This is a genomic window from Polaribacter sp. (assembly GCF_039939415.1).
Classification (GTDB): Bacteria; Bacteroidota; Bacteroidia; order Flavobacteriales; family Flavobacteriaceae; genus Polaribacter.
Map to the genome: position 1 here is coordinate 1 of NZ_JBDVJE010000056.1, position 16,178 is coordinate 16,178.

The following is a 16,178-nucleotide window of genomic DNA, read 5'->3' on the forward strand; positions in this document are numbered from 1 at the left end:
GTTAAGTTATTATCATAACAATATAATCTAGTTAAATCAGAATTATAACTTACATCTAAACTAGTTAAATTATTACTAAAACACCATAAAGTACTTAAAGAAGTATTAGTACTTACATCTAAACTAGTTAAATTATTGAATGGACACGTTAAGAAGTTTAATTTAATATTAAAACTAATATTTAAACTACTTAAATTATTATTATTACAAGTCAAACTAGTAAGTTCTGAATTAGTACTTAAATCTAAACTACTTAAATTATTATTACCACACCTTAATCTATCTAATACTATATTAAAACTAAGGTCTAGATTACTTAAATTATTATAGGTTACATCTAAAAATGTTAACCCAATAAAATCTTTTATACCTGTTATATCACTAATACTTTTACTAGGTAGACTTAAATATGTTATAGTATTAATATTTGCTGTTAAAACATAATCGTTTAATACATCATCATAACCCAAATCTATTAAGGCTTGTTCAAAATTATCATCTGGTACATAAGTTTGTTGTGCAAAGAGTGTTATCTCTATAAATAGGAATAATAATAGTATGTAATTCTTTTTCATTTTATTTTTTATGTAAAATTAAGATTATATTCCTGCTAGACTGCACAAAAATAATTAAAACGTTAAAGAAATCTTAAAATTTATGTAACGTTTTCTAAAATAATGCGTCTTTATAATAAGAACAACTAATTATTAAGATGAAAAATCTACGTAAAGTTATTATTTTATTCGCTTTTATATTTATTACAGGCATATTTGTTACTGTAATAACTGTAAATAATTCATTGAATAAAACTGAAATTACTAACGAAACTGTAGATGTACAAAAAGACACACTTTATCTTTTAAAAACTGAAAAAAAAACGGTTTAGTTTTATTCTATTTTTTTTAATCTTTCAATTAAAAAATATTCTCCATTTTATTTTTTTTAACAGTTATCAACATTCTATATTATTATTATTTTTCTTTTTAAAATTTTAAAAAAACTATAATGGTTATAATAGTCTGTGAATAGCTACTATAAAAAACTTACTTTTTATTTTTTAAATTGAGTTATTAAAAATCATTGACAACTTATAAGTTACTTAAAAGCTTAAAAATCAATTTAAATTTAGAGTTATTAACAATAGTTATAAACATAAATTAACAGAAAATCTTAATAGTTAATAACCAAAACTCTGTAAACAAATTGTAAATTTTATGTTGATAAACTTTTATCAAAAACTCATAAAAAAAGTTGTGTATATCAAAGTACTGCTTGTATTATAATAATATTTTAAACTACCAAAAATAGTTGTAAAACTTTACTGATACTTCTTAACAATTACCTAACATAGCTAAAGAGTTAAAAATTAAAAGGTTATTAAAAAAGTTATTTTTTTGATTGTTTATAACTGTTGATAACCGTTAGTTTCTGTATTTTTGCTAGCACAACACAATTAAAATCAATTTATTATGACAATTGCCATTGGTAATGACCACGCAGGTACAGAATACAAATTCGAAATTATAAAACATTTAGAAGAAAAAGGATATAAAGTTCTAAATTTTGGAACAGATACAAATGCTTCTATGGATTACCCAGATGCTATTCACCCAACTGCAGATGCTGTAGAAAGTGGAAAAGCAACACTAGGTATTATTCTTTGTGGTTCTGGTAATGGAGCACAAATGACAGCAAATAAACACCAAGGTATTAGAGCTGCACTTTGTTGGAATAATGAATTGGTTGCTTTAACAAGACAACATAATAATGCAAATATTCTTACAATTCCTGCACGTTTTGTGTCTTTACAACAAGCTATTGGTTTTGTAGATATTTTCTTAAATACAGAGTTTGAAGGTGGAAGACATCAAAATAGAGTTGGTAAAATTTCTTGTTAATTATTCAGTCATTGCGAGTTTACGAAGCAATCTCTTTCTAAATTAAAAGATTACTTCACTACGTTAGTAATGACGAGTTTCTATTATTTTATATGAATTTCATCACAAAATATTTCTCAGAATTAACTACAGATGAATTGTATGCAATACTTCAATTACGATCTGAAGTTTTTGTTGTAGAACAAGATTGTGTGTATCAAGATGTAGATTTTAAAGATCAAAAATCGTTACATGTTTTTGGTTTAAAAAATGATAAAATTATTGCTTACTCACGTATTTTTAAACCTGGAGATTATTTTAAAAATGCTAGTATTGGTAGAGTAGTAGTTAGTAATAAAGAAAGAAAATTTAGTTATGGTCATCATTTAATGAAGGCTTCTATAAACGCTATAAAAACTTATTTTAATGTTGATGAAATAACTATTTCTGCTCAAAAATATTTAAAGAAATTCTATGAAACTCATAATTTTATTCAAGTAGGAGAGGAGTACATAGAAGATGGAATTCCTCATATTAGAATGGATAGAAATTAATTTTTATCACTTTTTTTAGTCATTTTATAAATAAGGTATCCAAAACCTACTACAAAGTGCAAAATTATTATTGAAGCTACTAAATATAAAGTTGTATTAGAATTATTCATGAAGCAAAATTAAAAAGAATCAAAATTAAATTTTGTGATAAATGTTACATTACTTTAAATATTTTAAAAGTAAAATTTTATAAAAAAATGTTATATTGGTTTTCTATTTAATAATTATGTGTCTAAAAAAAAGTTTTTTAGATACTTTGCTATTTGAAAAAGAAAAATAATAATTTAAAATTAAAAAAAATGGCAAAAAAATTATCTAACATCAAATTAGAAATCGAAGAATATGTTAAGAATACTAATACTTCTGAATTAGAGGTTTTAGAAAAATTAAAAGTATTTTACTTTAATAAAAAAGTAAGTGAAAATTTAAAATTGTATAAGAAAGGAAAGAAAAAAGTAAGTGATATTACTAAAGATTTAAAAATTTCTCCTAGAAAATTTTACGCAATTTTGGCAGCTAAAGATATTAAACATATAAAAACAAAATACAATCTAAAAGAAAAAGAAACTACATTAGAGTAGTAACTTCTTTTACACCACTAATTTCTAAATTACCTAATTCTATTTTTCCAATTCTAACACGAATTAAACGTAAAGTTGGTAAACCTACAGCAGCCGTCATTTTTCTAACCTGTCTAAATTTTCCTTCTTTAATAATAATAGAAACCCAACTTGTTGGGCCATGTCTTTCATCTCTAATTTTTTGACTTCTTAACGGAAATTTAGGATCGTCAATAATAAATGCTTTTCCTGGTTTTGTGGTATATTTTTTTCCATTAAAACCAATTTCAACGCCATTTTTTAATTGTTCTATTTCTTTTTGAGTGATAATTCCATCTACTTGTACATAATATTCTTTTTCATATTTATGAGATCTAATTTCTGCAGAAACTTTGCCATCTGTAGTTAATAAAAGTAAACCTTCAGATGGTACATCTAAACGCCCTATTGCCATGGTTCCTTCAGGAAAATCATATAAATCTCCTAATAATTTTTTCTTTCGCTTTGCGGGATTTACAAACTGAGAAATCATTCCCCAAGGTTTGTAAATAATAAAATGACGATGTTTTTTTATCAAACTATAAAATTTTAATTGCTACAGAAAAAATATTATCTTCTTTAGAAATACTCATATTTTCTTCCGAAAATTTTTGATTTGTATATGAAGTATATTGCGTAATAGGTTCTATACAAAGCATGTTGTTAACTTCTGTCCAAAGCATAAAATTATTAAAACCTTTTGTAGAAATTTCTAAATCTTTTCTATCAATATTTTTTAAGATGATTTTATTAGAATTTAAAACCGGACAAGCATTAGAACCCGCTTTGTAAATAGCTTCTAAAGTTATTTCTGTTCCATTAGCTTCTAAAGTTTCCTTACCTGTATTAGATAATAGAAATGCAGGATGATAGCCTAACATAAATGGCATTCCTTTTATAGAATTGATGATAAATTCTATTTTTAAAACACCATTTTCTAAAATAAAATTCTTTTCAAAAGTAAAATCGAAAGGCCAATTTAGATTTTCTTCAGTAGATTTTACAGGAAACTTACTATTTTTTACAGGAGTATTTTTAGTGTATTTTTTTATAAATTTTGCTGAAGTTTCATTTGAAGAAACTAAAGAATAATTAAGTTCACGTAGTATACCATGTTGATCTAAAATAGCATCACCATTTTTGGTATGAACTCTAAAATTATTTTTAGAAGTTGGTCCAATTACAGGAAACATTTCATCATCAGAATTACGCCAACCTTTATTACCTTTTTGATGTATATATTCTTTATTATCTTTAGTAAAACTAATTAATTCTCCATTTTCAATTTTAACGAAACACTCTTTATTTTGTAATTTTATTATAGAATTCATAGATTGTATGCTTAATATAAAAATAGTAAAAATTTGACTGTTTTTTGTTAGGAAATTAATCTTATATTTTTGTAACTTGTCGCACTTATTTTAAAAATTTAAAAGCACAATTTATGGCTAAAGATAAAGAAAAAGCAGCGAAACTCAAAGCACTGCAACTTACTCTAGATAAACTAGATAAAACTTACGGAAAAGGTTCTGTAATGAAATTAGGAGATGTAGTTACAGAAGATATAGATGCAATTTCATCTGGTTCTTTAGGTTTAGATTTAGCTTTAGGTGTTGGTGGTTATCCAAGAGGAAGAGTAATTGAAATTTATGGTCCAGAATCTTCTGGTAAAACAACCTTAACATTACATGCAATTGCAGAAGCTCAAAAAGCAGGTGGAATTGCAGCATTTATTGATGCAGAACATGCATTCGATAAATTTTACGCAGAAAATTTAGGAATAGATGTAGATAATTTAATTATTTCTCAACCAGATCATGGTGAGCAAGCATTAGAAATTGCAGATAATTTAATTAGATCTGGAGCAATAGATATTGTAGTTATTGATTCTGTTGCAGCATTAACTCCTAAATCTGAAATTGAAGGAGAAATGGGAGATTCTAAAATGGGGCTTCATGCACGTTTAATGTCTCAAGCTTTGCGTAAATTAACTGGTACTATTTCTAAAACAAACTGTACAGTTATTTTTATCAATCAGTTACGTGAAAAAATTGGAGTAATGTTTGGTAACCCAGAAACTACAACTGGTGGTAACGCATTAAAATTTTATGCTTCTGTACGTTTAGATATTAGAAGAAGAACCCAAATTAAAGACGGAGATAGAGTTATTGGAAACAGTACCAAAGTTAAAATTGTAAAAAATAAAGTTGCACCTCCTTTTCAAATTGCAGAATTTGATATTATGTATGGACAAGGAATATCTAAAGTAGGAGAAATTTTAGATATTGGTGTAGAATTAGGAATTGTAAAGAAAAGTGGATCTTGGTTTAGTTATGGTGAAACAAAACTAGGACAAGGTAGAGATGCTGTAAAAGGATTAATTAAAGATAATCCTGAATTAGCAGAAGAACTTGAAGGAAAAATAAAGATTGCTATTGAAAATCAAGAATAAGTATTTAAAGTTCTAACTATTATTATTAACTGCTATAGAAATAATCAATCTATAGCAGTTTTTTTTTATTTTAAAATAGAACAGACAAAATTTTATTGTGAAATAATATTATATTTTTTTAAAATTAAAATTCCTATAATAATTTTGAATAATGATTAAAGTAGCAGAAAACATATATTTAAAAGAAATTTTAGTTTCAGATACATTACCTCTTTTTAATTTAATGAAAGAGGTTTATCCTTTAGCTTATAGTCATTTTTGGAAAGATTCTGGAAATTGGTATATTAATTCTCAGTATTCTAAAGAGCATATTTTAAAAGAATTAACTCAAGATAAAACAGAATATTATTTTATACTTTATAATGAAGAAATTGTAGGAAATTTTAGAATTATTTGGGATGAAAAACTAGAAGGATTACAAAAAGAAAAACAAGTAAAATTACATAGAGTTTATTTGCATCAAAAAATACAAGGAAAAGGAATAGGAAAAAAACTACTTTATTGGTTAGAAGAAAAAGCAATAAAAAAAGGATATACAACGATTTGGTTAGATGCAATGGATGAACAACCCCAAGCTTTTCTATTCTATAAAAAGTTGGGGTTTAAATATCATTCTCATACTTTTTTAAAATATGATCTACTATATAAAAGTGTTCGAAAAATGAGTCAGGTTTATAAAAAACTTATTTAGTTAGTAATTTTACAATCCATAATATTAAGTATAAACCTAAACCAAAACCTGCAAGTAAAACACCAACTACAAAACCTATTCTAATAAATTTAGCATCTACATTTATTTTATTACTTAACCAATCTGATACTCCTAAAATCATAATTTTTTATTTTTTTAAATTTAAAGCTAAAGTAATTATTAATACTTTTTAAAAATATTGTAATTCGTTGAATGTTGACTTTTATGGGTTAAGTTTGAATTAATAATCTTTCAATTTCATTTACAATTTCTATTCTGTTTTTAGATTTAAATTCAAAATGTAAGTTTTCCCAATCACCTTCATAATTAATTATACCTTTATTATTAGTTGTTTTTATTAAATTTATTACCCTTAGAATATAATTACCATTTACATCATTTTCTGGCCTCCATTCTAAATTAATAGCTTTGGTATTCGATTTATTTTTTAAGTGTAATAAAGAACTAGAATCTAAATAATGCATAGTATTTTTAGAAGGATCTACTTCGTAAAATAAATTCCACTCTACATTCCATCCAGAAACGATTCTTAAAGGTTGTAATTCAGGTTCTTCCATTTTGTATTTTTAAACACCAGTACTTCCAAAACCACCAGCGCCACGTTCTGTTTCGCTTAAAATTTCTACTTCTTGCCAATTTATACGTTCATGTTTAGCAATTATTAGTTGTGCAATTCTTTCTCCATCATTTATCACAAAATCATTATTAGATAAATTCACTAAAATTACACCAATTTCACCTCTATAATCTGCATCTACAGTTCCAGGAGAATTTAAAACAGTAATCCCTTTTTTTGCTGCTAAACCACTTCTTGGTCTTACTTGAGCTTCAAAACCAACTGGTAAAGCTATAAACAAACCAGTTTTAACAATGGCTCTTTCTAAAGGTTTAAGTGTTATAGATTCATTAATATTTGCCCTTAAATCCATTCCTGCTGCACTATCAGTTTCATAATTAGGTGTTGCATGTTTTGATTTGTTTATAATTTGTACGTTCATTATTCTTGTAAATTGATTGTTAACAAATATAATAAATCAACTAAGGATTCTTTAAAACTTAATAGTTTTATTACTTTTGATGCATAAAATAAATTTTTAATGAGCGATCAGAAAAAAATAGCTGTAATAGGTGGAGGAAGTTGGGCAACTGCCATTGTAAAAATGTTATCTGAAAACATGGATACAATTGGTTGGTACATGAGAAATGAGCAAGCAATTGAGCATATAAAAGAAAATGATCATAATCCTAATTACTTGCAATCTGCAGATGTTTATGCTCGTCAATTAGACTTGTCTAGTGATATAAATTATACTGTTAAAAATTATGATGTTTTAATTTTTGCTGTTCCTTCTGCTTTTTTAACAAGTGAATTAGAAAAACTAAAAATTTCTTTAGAAGGTAAAATTATTTTCTCTGCCATTAAAGGTATTGTTCCAGAAACAGGTTTAATTATTGGAGAACATTTTAATAGAGAATTTGATATTCCTTTAGAAAACATTGGTGTAATTACAGGACCTTGTCATGCAGAAGAGGTTGCCATGGAGCGTTTATCTTATTTAACCATTGCTTGTCAAGATGAAGAAAAAGCAAAATATATTGGAAAAGCTTTACAAAGTTGGTATATTAAAACTAAAATATCTGATGATATTATAGGAACTGAATATGCTGCAATGTTAAAAAATATTTATGCTGTTGCAGCAGGTATTGCACATGGTTTAGGTTATGGAGATAATTTTCAGGCAGTTTTAATGAGCAATGCAATTCGTGAAATGAAACGTTTTATTAAAAAAGTGCATAAAATGAAACGCAATATTAATAACTCTGCTTATTTAGGAGATTTATTAGTTACTGGGTATTCTACTTTTAGTAGAAATAGGCAATTTGGTAACATGGTAGGTAAAGGATATACTGTAAAATCTGCTCAAATGGAAATGAGTATGATTGCAGAAGGTTATTATGCTACCAAAAGTGCTTTTAAAATGAAAGATCAAAATGGAGCAAAAACTCCAATAATAGATACAGTATATGATATTTTATATAATCATAAAAACCCAAAAAAAGAATTTAAAAAATTGACAGATAACTTAGATTAATTGTTTAAATTTGAACATTAGTTTATATTTTTAAACATTAGTTATGAAAACAATACAAGAAGTCGTAGAAAGTACCATTAGAAAAACACCTTTTATAGAAGAAGCGTTAAATGAAAAATTAATAAATGTCTCTTCTTTAGCTAGAATTATTTTACCAGAAGTATCTACAATTTTAAAAAAAGACGTTAAGGTTGGTGCAGTAATGATGGCTATTAACAGGCTTTCACCTGCAAGTGAATTACGAATAAGAAAGAATATTAAAAAGCTAGCTTTAGATTTAGGAGATGTAATTGTACGTTCGGATTTGTGTGATTTTACATTTAAAAATACGCCTTCATTATTAAAAGAAATTGCAAAAATTCTTACAAAATCTTCAGAAAATTCGGATTACTTTTTAACGGTTTCTCAAGGTATTTTTGAAACAAATATTGTAACCAGTAAAAATTTACAACCTTTTGTTAAAGATATTTTTGAAAAAGAAACGTTAACTCATAGTATGCTAGAGTTGGCTTCTATTACTATAAAATTACCTGTAGAAAACTTAGAACAATCTGGCGTTTATTACTTTATTTTAAAGCAATTAGCTTGGGCAGATATTCCTTTACAAGAAATTATTTCTACTACAAATGAAATGACTATTGTTGTAAAAGAAGAAGATATCAACCAAACATTTGCTATTTTAATGGATATGAAATTAGGCTAACAAATGGCTAAAAATGACCCTTATGCAGCTTTAAGAATAAAAGAATTCAATATTTTTTTATTTGTAAGATTTTTACTTGTTTTTGGTTGGTCTATGCAGTTTATTGTTATTGAGTGGCAAGTATATTCTATCACAAAAGATCCACTTTCTTTAGGTATTATTGGTTTAATGGAAATAATTCCAGCATTTTCTATGGCTTTATTTGCAGGTCATATTGTAGATAAAAGCGAAAAAAGAAATCTTTTAGCTATTTGTACAGCTGCTTTTTCACTTATAAGTTTAGGTTTATTCTTACTAACCTCTAATAGTATTGTTGGTAATTGGTCTACAAATTCAGTTTTATACTCTATATATGCATTGGTGTTTTTTGGTGGCTTTTTACGATCTTTTTTTGGTCCAACAATTTTTTCATTAGTAGCATTATTAGTTCCGAAGAAAATTTATCATAATGCTGCAACTTGGAGCACAAGTACTTGGAAAACAGCTGGTGTTTCTGGAGCTCTTTTTGGTGGATTTTTAATTAGTTGGATTGGTGTTGATATGACTTTATGTCTTGTTTTTATATTGGTAATTTTATCTCTTATATTTCTTTTTAATATTAAAAAGAAACCAATTTTAAATAAAAAAATTGGTGAACCTATGATGGATAGCTTAAAAACAGGCGTAAAATTTGTATTTCAAAATAAAGCCATTTTAGGGGTTTTATCTTTAGATATGATAGCAGTATTATTTGGAGGAACTATAGCAATTTTATCGGTTTTTGCACAAGATGTTTTAAAAGTGGGGCCAGAAGGTTTTGGTATTTTAAATGCATCTATTTCTATGGGAAGTATTGTTACCATGTTTATAACTACCTATATTCCTATTAACAGAAATACAGGTAGAAAAATGTTAATTTCTGTCTTTATTTTTGGGTTAAGTATTATTGCTTTTGGGTTGTCGTCTATTTTCTGGGTAAGTATTTTAGCATTGTTTATAAGTGGCGCTGCAGATGGAATTTCTATGGTAATTCGTCAAACTATTTTACAATTAAAAACTCCAGATGCTATGAGAGGAAGAGTTTCTTCTGTAAATTCTATGTTTGTGGGGTCTTCTAATGAACTTGGTGCTTTCGAAAGTGGTTTAGCAGCAAAGATATTAGGACCAGTTATGGCTGTTGTTTTTGGAGGAACCATGACTTTAATAACAGTTGTTGCCACTGGAGCTTTAAATCCTACTCTAAGAAATTTAGATTTAACAGAAGATATTGAAGCTAATCAAGAGTTTGATTAAAGTATATAAAATTTTCTATAAAAAAACGGCAACATTAATTTTGTTGCCGTTTTTATAAAGTATTCTAAAAAAATAATTTATTCAAAAGTAGTTGCAATTTTTAAATACTTTTCTAATTCTTCTTGTTTATTTGTAGTTGTTTTTTCATCCCAAGAAAAGTAATTTTTAAATTCACTTAAAACAAATTCTTTATACAACTTTACACTTGGATTATCGAAAAATAAACGACCTGTTCTTCGCATAAAAAAGTCTGTTGGAGAGCAAGTCATTTCGAAGTTAATAGTAAACCAAACTTCTGCTTTAATCATTTTTTCTTGCATATTATCATGCATTAAATCATCAAACTTTTGTAAAATAATATCTGTTTGTTTTCCATAATTATGCACTAAATATTCTGCATCTTTTCTGTTGAAATCTACTTCTGCAATTCTATTTTGAATAGCATCTGTATAACTATGTACTTCTTGCGAATTTTTAAAAGTTCCTCCAGAAAGAGGGATTTCTTTGGTTTTTATTTCATCAAATTCTTTATCAAATCTACGTTTGTATTTTTTACCAACTAAATCTACAATACGTTCTGCCATTTTTCTATAACCAGTTAATTTTCCACCAGCAATAGAAATTAGCTCTGTATCAGAAACAAAAATTTCGTCTTTTCTAGACAATTCTGAAGCTGACTTTCCTTCTTCGTGAATTAATGGACGTAAACCTGCCCAAGAAGATTGTATATCATCTAAAGTTAAATTTATTTCTGGAAACATATTATTTACAGCAGAAATTAAATAAGTAGCATCTACCAAATTGGTTTCAATATTGTTTTTGTTTTCTTGATAATTAGTGTCTGTTGTTCCAAAATAAGTAACTTTTCCACGAGGAATTGCAAACATCATTCTACCATCTGGTACATCAAAATAAACAGATTGTTTTACAGGTAATTTTTCATGAGCAACCACCAAATGAACACCTTTTGTTAAGTGTAAACGTTTCCCTTCTTTAGAGTGGTTTTTCTGACGTAAATTGTCTACCCAAGGTCCTGTTGCGTTCACAACATATTTTGCTTTTATATCAAAAGAATTGTTAGATAAAGTATCTTTTAGAGTGGCACCAATAACTCTATTGTTTTCGTAAATAAAGTCTGAAGCTTCTGTGTAATTCAACGCTTTTGCATCGTAATTTAAAGCCGTTTTTAAAACTTCAATTGTTAAACGAGCATCATCTGTTCTGTATTCTGCATAATAACCAGCTCCATTTAAAATAGATTCTGGTAATAAAGGTTCTTTTGCTAATGCATCTTCTTTATCTAGCATTTTACGTCTATCTTCTCCTTCTACTGAAGCTAAAATATCATATACTTTTAAGCCAATAGAGGTTAACCATTCACCATAAGTTCCGCCTTCAATTAAAGGTAAAATCATTTTTTCTGGAACTACTAAATGAGGCGCTAAATCATGCACAATTGCACGTTCTGTACCTACTTCTTTTACCAACCAAAAATCGAATTGTTTTAGGTAACGTAAACCTCCATGAATTAGTTTTGTAGATTTACTACTTGTACCAGAAGCAAAATCGTTTTTTTCTACTAAAGCAACTTTCATTCCACGTGAAGCTGCGTCTAAAGCGATTCCTGCTCCAGTAATTCCTCCACCAATAATTAGTAAATCGAACTCAGTTTCTTTTAATTCTTTAGTAATATTTTCTCTGTTGAAATATGAAAATGGATTCATTATTATGATTTTATATAATTTAATTTGTCATTTCAACCTTGTTGAGAAATCTTATTCTTTATAAGATTTTCAACTTCACTTTGTTTCTTTTTAAATGACAAATGATATTTCTATTTTATAATATTAGTAGGTAAACCATCAATACTTGTTTGATTTTTGTTTTCCCAGTATTCTTTAATTCCTTCTTTTCCTTGTTCAGTAGCCCAATCATTCAATTCATTTCTTTCTCCTTGATATTCGAAAAAAGGAATTGACATTCCGCAAGAAGTTTGAGCAGATTCTATTGTAATATCAAAAATTTGTCGCGTTCCTGGAGTTTCTGGAAACAAAGAAATCAATTCATTCCAAGAAGCATCTCCTTCTTTAATTTCTTTCCCTTTTCCGTACAAACGTAAAATATTTGGAGCACCCTCAAAAGAACTAAACATCATTGTAATTCTATCATTTTCTAATAAATGAGCAGCAGTTTCATTTCCACTTCCTGTAACATTTAACCATAAAACACGGTTTTCATCAATAACTCTAAAAGAATCCATTCCTTTTGGCGATAAATTTATGCGTCCAGAAACTGGAGCAGTTGCTACAAAGAATATTTTTTGTACTTCAATAAATTTTTGAAGTCTAGATGTTAGTTTTGTATAAAATTTTGACATAATCGTAATAAATTGGTGAGCAATTTACAAAATTACGATTGATAATGTGTGTTAATAATTGTTACCTTTAGACAAAATAAAAACCCTTTTTATGGAATATGGATTTCTTTCAGTAATACCTCCAATTGTTGCAATTATTTTAGCCTTAAGAACTAAGCAAGTTTATATTGCTTTGTTATTCGGAATTTGGTTTTCTTGGTTGATCATAGAAGGTTGGAATCCTTTAGAAGGAACTTTGGCAATGATTGAAGGAATGGTTGATGTTTTTCAAGATAAAGGAAGTACTAGAACTATTATGTTTAGTGCATTAGTTGGCGCTTTGTTAATTTTTATTCAATTCTCTAGAGGAGTTGAAGGATTTATAAACATCATCAATAAAAGGTTGGTTAAATTAGAAAGTAAAAAATCTGGTTATAGCAGAGTTATGGTTCAGGTTTTAGCAACTTTTACAGGACTTTTATTGTTTGTAGAAACAAGTATTAGTTCTTTAACAGTTGGTACTTTATACAGACCTATTTTTGATAAATTAGGAATTCCTAGAGAGAAATTAGCTTACATAGCAGACTCTAGTTCTGCACCTTCATCAATTTTAATTCCTTTTAATGCCTGGGGAGCTTTTATAATGGGCTTGTTGTTAACACAAGGAATTGACAAACCTTTCTCTGTAATGATGAGTTCTATTGTATATAATTTTTATCCTTGGTTGGCAATTATAATTCTTTTTATCATCATTTTAACCAAGAAAGATTTTGGCCCGATGAAAAAGGCAGAAAAAAGAACAAAAGAAACAGGTTTGTTGATGAATGAAGGTTCTAAACCAATGGTTTCTGATGAAATTACCTCTTTTCCACCAAAAGAAGGAATACAAGCTAAAGCGTTTAATATGATTGTACCATTGTTAGTAATGGTGTGTATGATGCCAATTAATTTAGCATACACAGGTTGGTCTGCTGTAAAAGAATCAACTTCTTTTTTAGATCATTTACAACAAGCAATGGGAGAAGGTTCTGGTTCTTCATCTGTTTTATATGCAGTTATAACTTCATTATTAGTAGCAATGGTAATGTATTTTATACAAGGAATTATGAAACCAAAAGAGGCAGTAAATTTAACTTTAAAAGGAATTAGCGAGTTAATGCCTTTGGCTTTATTAATGTTGTTAGCTTTTGCAATTGGAAACGCTTGTAAAGAATTAGAAACCGGAATTTATGTTGCCAACGCAACTAAAGAATGGTTATCTCCAGAATTGTTACCAGCTGTAGTTTTTATAATTAGTTCTTTTATTGCGTTTTCTACAGGAACTTCTTGGGGAACATTTGCAATTATGTTGGCTATTTCTGTGCCAATGGCAAACATTCATAATGCAGACATTACTATTGTTGTGGCAGCAACTTTAGGTGGAGGTATTTTTGGTGATCATTGTTCGCCAATTTCTGATACTTCAATTATATCTTCTATGGCTTCTGCTAGTGATCATATAGATCACGTAAAAACACAATTACCTTACGCTTTAATTGGTGGTGTTATTACTGTTTTATTGTATTTGATTATTGGGTATTTTGGGTAATGTCATTACTAAGGAGTTTACGACTGGAATAATCTCTTTTAATTGTAGTTTTATTTATGAGATTGCTTCGTAAACTCGCAATGACTAACTAGCTAAAATTCCACGTTTTTGAATTTCATCAATCATTCTTAAAGCACCTTCTTTAATAGTGTTTTCTTTAAAGATATAAGTCTTTTCGAATAAAGTATTTCCTTCAAAAAAAGTAACCTGAAAACGATTGTTTAATTTGAATAATTCTGGTTGAATTAACTCAATCTTAGCAAAAGAATTTGCTGGAAGTTTGTCTAATTTTTTACGAAATAAAGAAGTTATTTTAGTATCAGAAAAACCTTGAGTTACAATCACCATCATTTCTAAATTAACATCTTTATTGTTGATGATGTACACATTCCAATCATCTGTTTTATAAATATCATTGTATTCATAAACAACAGCCATTTCTACGCCTGTAACTTCTGGTATTTGGATGTCTTTTTTCATTTCTGCTGAACTTGTTTCAGTATATTTTTACCAAAGTTTATAAAAATCTTCTTTAGAAATAATAGTACCATCACAATCTTCAATAGTTAAAGAATGTTCACCTAAATTTCCAAATTCATCTTTGGGGTTTTCTTTACTATACTTTAAAACTTTTCCATTTTGATAAACAGTAATTTGTTTTAAAATTTCATCAGCATCATTCGTTTCAAAATACCAAGTAGAGTTTCCCCAACTAGAGTATTTATCATCTCTTCCTTCGTCCCAAAATTGTGAAAAGTAGTTCATTATATAACCGATTTAAATTGCTCTAAGAAACGTTTGTCGTTTTCATAAAACATTCTAATATCTGGTATTTGGTATAATAACATTGCAATACGCTCTATTCCCATTCCAAAAGCGTAACCAGAGTATTTAGTAGGGTCTATATTTGCATTTTTCAATACATTAGGATCTACCATACCGCAACCCATAATTTCTAACCAACCTGTACCTTTTGTAATTCTGTAGTCTGTTTCAGTTTCTAATCCCCAGTAAATATCTACTTCTGCACTTGGTTCTGTAAATGGGAAATAAGAAGGGCGCAAACGTATTTTAGACTTACCAAACATCTCTTTTGTAAAGTATAAAAGTGTTTGTTTTAAATCCGCAAAAGAAACATCAGTATCAATATACAAACCTTCTACTTGATGAAAAATACAGTGTGCTCTCGCAGAAATATCTTCATTTCTAAAAACTCTTCCTGGAGAAATTGTTCTAATAGGTGGTTGATTTTCTTCCATGTAACGTACTTGTACAGAAGAAGTGTGTGTTCTTAATAAAATATCTGGATCTTGTTCAATAAAGAATGTGTCTTGCATATCTCTTGCAGGATGATATTCTGGCAAGTTTAAAGCAGTAAAGTTATGCCAATCATCTTCAATTTCTGGACCTTCAGAAACTGTAAAACCAATTCTGTTAAAAACTTCAATAATTTGATTTTTAACCAATGAAATTGGATGACGAGAACCTAAATTAATTGGTTCTGATGGACGTGTTAAATCTCCGTAAAAAGATTTTTGACTTGTAGAACTTTCTAAACTTTCGTTTAATTCTTGCACTTTTGATGAAGCAGAATTACGTAAATTATTTAAAGCCTGACCTAAATCTTTCTTTAAAGATGCATCAACATTCTTAAATTCTGCAAATAAATCTTTTAATAAACCTTTGCTACCTAGGTATTTAATTCTAAAAGTTTCAACTTCTTCTTTGGTTGTAGCATTAAATGCTTTTACATCACCAATAAGTTCTTTTACTTTATCTAACATTTTCGAGGATAATTAAGGTGCAAATTTACTCTTTTTTAAAGAGTTTAAGAACGTATTTGATAATAAAACACCAACAGTTTTCTAAATCGATTGAACTAATATTACTATAATTAAATATTATAAGTGATTTTATTTTGTGATATTGAAAAATAACTATCTTTGTTGGGTTAAATTTTTATTAATATCAT

Annotated in this window: 20 protein-coding genes and 1 pseudogene; 10 read left to right on the plus strand and 11 right to left on the minus strand. The window is 27.6% G+C overall.

Features of this window, described 5'->3' with window-relative positions:
* Nucleotides 1–575, minus strand: a pseudogene (locus tag ABJG40_RS09550) (hypothetical protein); the annotation flags it as partial.
* Between the two features lie 137 nt (nt 576–712).
* Here ABJG40_RS09550 and ABJG40_RS09555 point away from each other — a divergent pair.
* From ABJG40_RS09555 to ABJG40_RS09570, 4 genes are all read left to right on the plus strand, one after another.
* The gene (locus tag ABJG40_RS09555) at nt 713–886 is read left to right on the plus strand and encodes a hypothetical protein (protein ID WP_348024362.1); all 174 of its coding nucleotides are present in this window, start codon (nt 713–715) and stop codon (nt 884–886) included.
* Nucleotides 887–1,469: 583 nt separating this feature from the next.
* A complete protein-coding gene (gene rpiB / locus ABJG40_RS09560; protein ID WP_348024363.1) occupies nt 1,470–1,898 on the plus strand; it encodes a ribose 5-phosphate isomerase B in 429 nt (142 codons plus the stop codon).
* Between the two features lie 92 nt (nt 1,899–1,990).
* Nucleotides 1,991–2,431, plus strand: coding sequence for a GNAT family N-acetyltransferase (locus tag ABJG40_RS09565; RefSeq protein ID WP_348024364.1), 441 nt, complete (start codon nt 1,991–1,993; stop codon nt 2,429–2,431).
* Nucleotides 2,432–2,730: 299 nt separating this feature from the next.
* Nucleotides 2,731–3,012 carry a hypothetical protein gene (locus ABJG40_RS09570; RefSeq protein ID WP_348024365.1) on the plus strand — a complete coding sequence of 94 codons (282 nt, stop codon included), beginning with the start codon at nt 2,731–2,733 and terminating at the stop codon, nt 3,010–3,012.
* Here ABJG40_RS09570 and ABJG40_RS09575 read toward each other — a convergent pair.
* A complete protein-coding gene (locus ABJG40_RS09575; protein ID WP_348024391.1) occupies nt 2,999–3,565 on the minus strand; it encodes a pseudouridine synthase in 567 nt (188 codons plus the stop codon). The genes ABJG40_RS09570 and ABJG40_RS09575 overlap by 14 nt on opposite strands.
* Nucleotides 3,566–3,569: 4 nt before the next feature.
* Entirely contained in the window at nt 3,570–4,361 is a 792-nt protein-coding gene (locus ABJG40_RS09580) for an aldose 1-epimerase (RefSeq protein ID WP_348024366.1), read from the minus strand.
* A 113-nt stretch (nt 4,362–4,474) separates the two neighbouring features.
* Here ABJG40_RS09580 and recA point away from each other — a divergent pair, with 113 nt between their 5' ends.
* The gene (gene recA, locus ABJG40_RS09585; RefSeq protein WP_348024367.1) at nt 4,475–5,482 is read left to right on the plus strand and encodes a recombinase RecA; all 1,008 of its coding nucleotides are present in this window, start codon (nt 4,475–4,477) and stop codon (nt 5,480–5,482) included.
* Between the two features lie 151 nt (nt 5,483–5,633).
* Entirely contained in the window at nt 5,634–6,173 is a 540-nt protein-coding gene (locus ABJG40_RS09590; protein WP_348024368.1) for a GNAT family N-acetyltransferase, read from the plus strand.
* Here ABJG40_RS09590 and ABJG40_RS09595 read toward each other — a convergent pair.
* The 3 genes from ABJG40_RS09595 to dut all read right to left on the minus strand — a co-directional run bounded on the left by ABJG40_RS09595 (nt 6,166) and on the right by dut (nt 7,192).
* The gene (locus ABJG40_RS09595; RefSeq protein WP_348024369.1) at nt 6,166–6,315 is read right to left on the minus strand and encodes a PspC domain-containing protein; all 150 of its coding nucleotides are present in this window, start codon (nt 6,313–6,315) and stop codon (nt 6,166–6,168) included. The genes ABJG40_RS09590 and ABJG40_RS09595 overlap by 8 nt on opposite strands.
* 88 nt (nt 6,316–6,403) lie before the next feature.
* Complete coding sequence (locus ABJG40_RS09600) at nt 6,404–6,751, minus strand: hypothetical protein (protein WP_348024370.1); 348 nt, start codon at nt 6,749–6,751, stop codon at nt 6,404–6,406.
* Between the two features lie 9 nt (nt 6,752–6,760).
* Nucleotides 6,761–7,192: a dUTP diphosphatase gene (dut, locus tag ABJG40_RS09605; RefSeq protein WP_348024371.1), complete on the minus strand. Its 432-nt coding sequence runs from the start codon at nt 7,190–7,192 to the stop codon at nt 6,761–6,763.
* 99 nt (nt 7,193–7,291) lie between these two features.
* Here dut and ABJG40_RS09610 point away from each other — a divergent pair, with 99 nt between their 5' ends.
* Genes ABJG40_RS09610 through ABJG40_RS09620 form a run of 3 tightly spaced genes read left to right on the plus strand, consistent with a single transcriptional unit; the run spans nt 7,292 to nt 10,262 of the window.
* The gene (locus ABJG40_RS09610) at nt 7,292–8,287 is read left to right on the plus strand and encodes an NAD(P)H-dependent glycerol-3-phosphate dehydrogenase (protein WP_348024372.1); all 996 of its coding nucleotides are present in this window, start codon (nt 7,292–7,294) and stop codon (nt 8,285–8,287) included.
* A 43-nt stretch (nt 8,288–8,330) separates the two neighbouring features.
* Entirely contained in the window at nt 8,331–8,990 is a 660-nt protein-coding gene (locus ABJG40_RS09615) for a hypothetical protein (RefSeq protein ID WP_348024373.1), read from the plus strand.
* 3 nt (nt 8,991–8,993) lie between these two features.
* Nucleotides 8,994–10,262 carry an MFS transporter gene (locus tag ABJG40_RS09620; protein ID WP_348024374.1) on the plus strand — a complete coding sequence of 423 codons (1,269 nt, stop codon included), beginning with the start codon at nt 8,994–8,996 and terminating at the stop codon, nt 10,260–10,262.
* A 77-nt stretch (nt 10,263–10,339) separates the two neighbouring features.
* Here the strand turns inward: ABJG40_RS09620 and ABJG40_RS09625 are convergent, their stop codons facing one another.
* Together ABJG40_RS09625 and ABJG40_RS09630 are read right to left on the minus strand one after the other, a co-directional pair.
* Nucleotides 10,340–11,986 (minus strand): FAD-dependent oxidoreductase, encoded by a 1,647-nt coding sequence (locus tag ABJG40_RS09625; RefSeq protein ID WP_348024375.1) that lies wholly within the window; start codon nt 11,984–11,986, stop codon nt 10,340–10,342.
* A gap of 110 nt (nt 11,987–12,096) precedes the next feature.
* Nucleotides 12,097–12,639: a pyridoxamine 5'-phosphate oxidase family protein gene (locus ABJG40_RS09630; RefSeq protein ID WP_348024376.1), complete on the minus strand. Its 543-nt coding sequence runs from the start codon at nt 12,637–12,639 to the stop codon at nt 12,097–12,099.
* A 91-nt stretch (nt 12,640–12,730) separates the two neighbouring features.
* Between ABJG40_RS09630 and ABJG40_RS09635 the strand changes: the two genes are divergently transcribed.
* Nucleotides 12,731–14,206 carry a Na+/H+ antiporter NhaC family protein gene (locus tag ABJG40_RS09635; protein WP_348024377.1) on the plus strand — a complete coding sequence of 492 codons (1,476 nt, stop codon included), beginning with the start codon at nt 12,731–12,733 and terminating at the stop codon, nt 14,204–14,206.
* 84 nt (nt 14,207–14,290) lie between these two features.
* Here the strand turns inward: ABJG40_RS09635 and ABJG40_RS09640 are convergent, their stop codons facing one another.
* The 3 genes from ABJG40_RS09640 to ABJG40_RS09650 are packed head-to-tail and all read right to left on the minus strand — an operon-like array spanning nt 14,291 to nt 15,990.
* Complete coding sequence (locus ABJG40_RS09640) at nt 14,291–14,686, minus strand: hypothetical protein (RefSeq protein WP_348024378.1); 396 nt, start codon at nt 14,684–14,686, stop codon at nt 14,291–14,293.
* A gap of 27 nt (nt 14,687–14,713) precedes the next feature.
* Nucleotides 14,714–14,971 (minus strand): hypothetical protein, encoded by a 258-nt coding sequence (locus tag ABJG40_RS09645; protein WP_348024379.1) that lies wholly within the window; start codon nt 14,969–14,971, stop codon nt 14,714–14,716.
* Entirely contained in the window at nt 14,971–15,990 is a 1,020-nt protein-coding gene (locus ABJG40_RS09650; protein WP_348024380.1) for a phenylalanine--tRNA ligase subunit alpha, read from the minus strand. The genes ABJG40_RS09645 and ABJG40_RS09650 overlap by 1 nt, the downstream gene beginning before the upstream one ends.
* Between the last annotated feature and the right edge of the window lie 188 nt (nt 15,991–16,178).

Coding starts and splice junctions, on each gene's coding strand:
- ABJG40_RS09555 (WP_348024362.1), top strand. CDS start 713: ATGAAAAATCTACGTAAAGTTATTATTTTATTCGCTTTTATATTTATT.
- rpiB (WP_348024363.1), top strand. CDS start 1,470: ATGACAATTGCCATTGGTAATGACCACGCAGGTACAGAATACAAATTC.
- ABJG40_RS09565 (WP_348024364.1), top strand. CDS start 1,991: ATGAATTTCATCACAAAATATTTCTCAGAATTAACTACAGATGAATTG.
- ABJG40_RS09570 (WP_348024365.1), top strand. CDS start 2,731: ATGGCAAAAAAATTATCTAACATCAAATTAGAAATCGAAGAATATGTT.
- ABJG40_RS09580 (WP_348024366.1), bottom strand. CDS start 4,361: ATGAATTCTATAATAAAATTACAAAATAAAGAGTGTTTCGTTAAAATT.
- recA (WP_348024367.1), top strand. CDS start 4,475: ATGGCTAAAGATAAAGAAAAAGCAGCGAAACTCAAAGCACTGCAACTT.
- ABJG40_RS09590 (WP_348024368.1), top strand. CDS start 5,634: ATGATTAAAGTAGCAGAAAACATATATTTAAAAGAAATTTTAGTTTCA.
- ABJG40_RS09595 (WP_348024369.1), bottom strand. CDS start 6,315: ATGATTTTAGGAGTATCAGATTGGTTAAGTAATAAAATAAATGTAGAT.
- ABJG40_RS09600 (WP_348024370.1), bottom strand. CDS start 6,751: ATGGAAGAACCTGAATTACAACCTTTAAGAATCGTTTCTGGATGGAAT.
- dut (WP_348024371.1), bottom strand. CDS start 7,192: ATGAACGTACAAATTATAAACAAATCAAAACATGCAACACCTAATTAT.
- ABJG40_RS09610 (WP_348024372.1), top strand. CDS start 7,292: ATGAGCGATCAGAAAAAAATAGCTGTAATAGGTGGAGGAAGTTGGGCA.
- ABJG40_RS09615 (WP_348024373.1), top strand. CDS start 8,331: ATGAAAACAATACAAGAAGTCGTAGAAAGTACCATTAGAAAAACACCT.
- ABJG40_RS09620 (WP_348024374.1), top strand. CDS start 8,994: ATGGCTAAAAATGACCCTTATGCAGCTTTAAGAATAAAAGAATTCAAT.
- ABJG40_RS09625 (WP_348024375.1), bottom strand. CDS start 11,986: ATGAATCCATTTTCATATTTCAACAGAGAAAATATTACTAAAGAATTA.
- ABJG40_RS09630 (WP_348024376.1), bottom strand. CDS start 12,639: ATGTCAAAATTTTATACAAAACTAACATCTAGACTTCAAAAATTTATT.
- ABJG40_RS09635 (WP_348024377.1), top strand. CDS start 12,731: ATGGAATATGGATTTCTTTCAGTAATACCTCCAATTGTTGCAATTATT.
- ABJG40_RS09640 (WP_348024378.1), bottom strand. CDS start 14,686: ATGAAAAAAGACATCCAAATACCAGAAGTTACAGGCGTAGAAATGGCT.
- ABJG40_RS09645 (WP_348024379.1), bottom strand. CDS start 14,971: ATGAACTACTTTTCACAATTTTGGGACGAAGGAAGAGATGATAAATAC.
- ABJG40_RS09650 (WP_348024380.1), bottom strand. CDS start 15,990: ATGTTAGATAAAGTAAAAGAACTTATTGGTGATGTAAAAGCATTTAAT.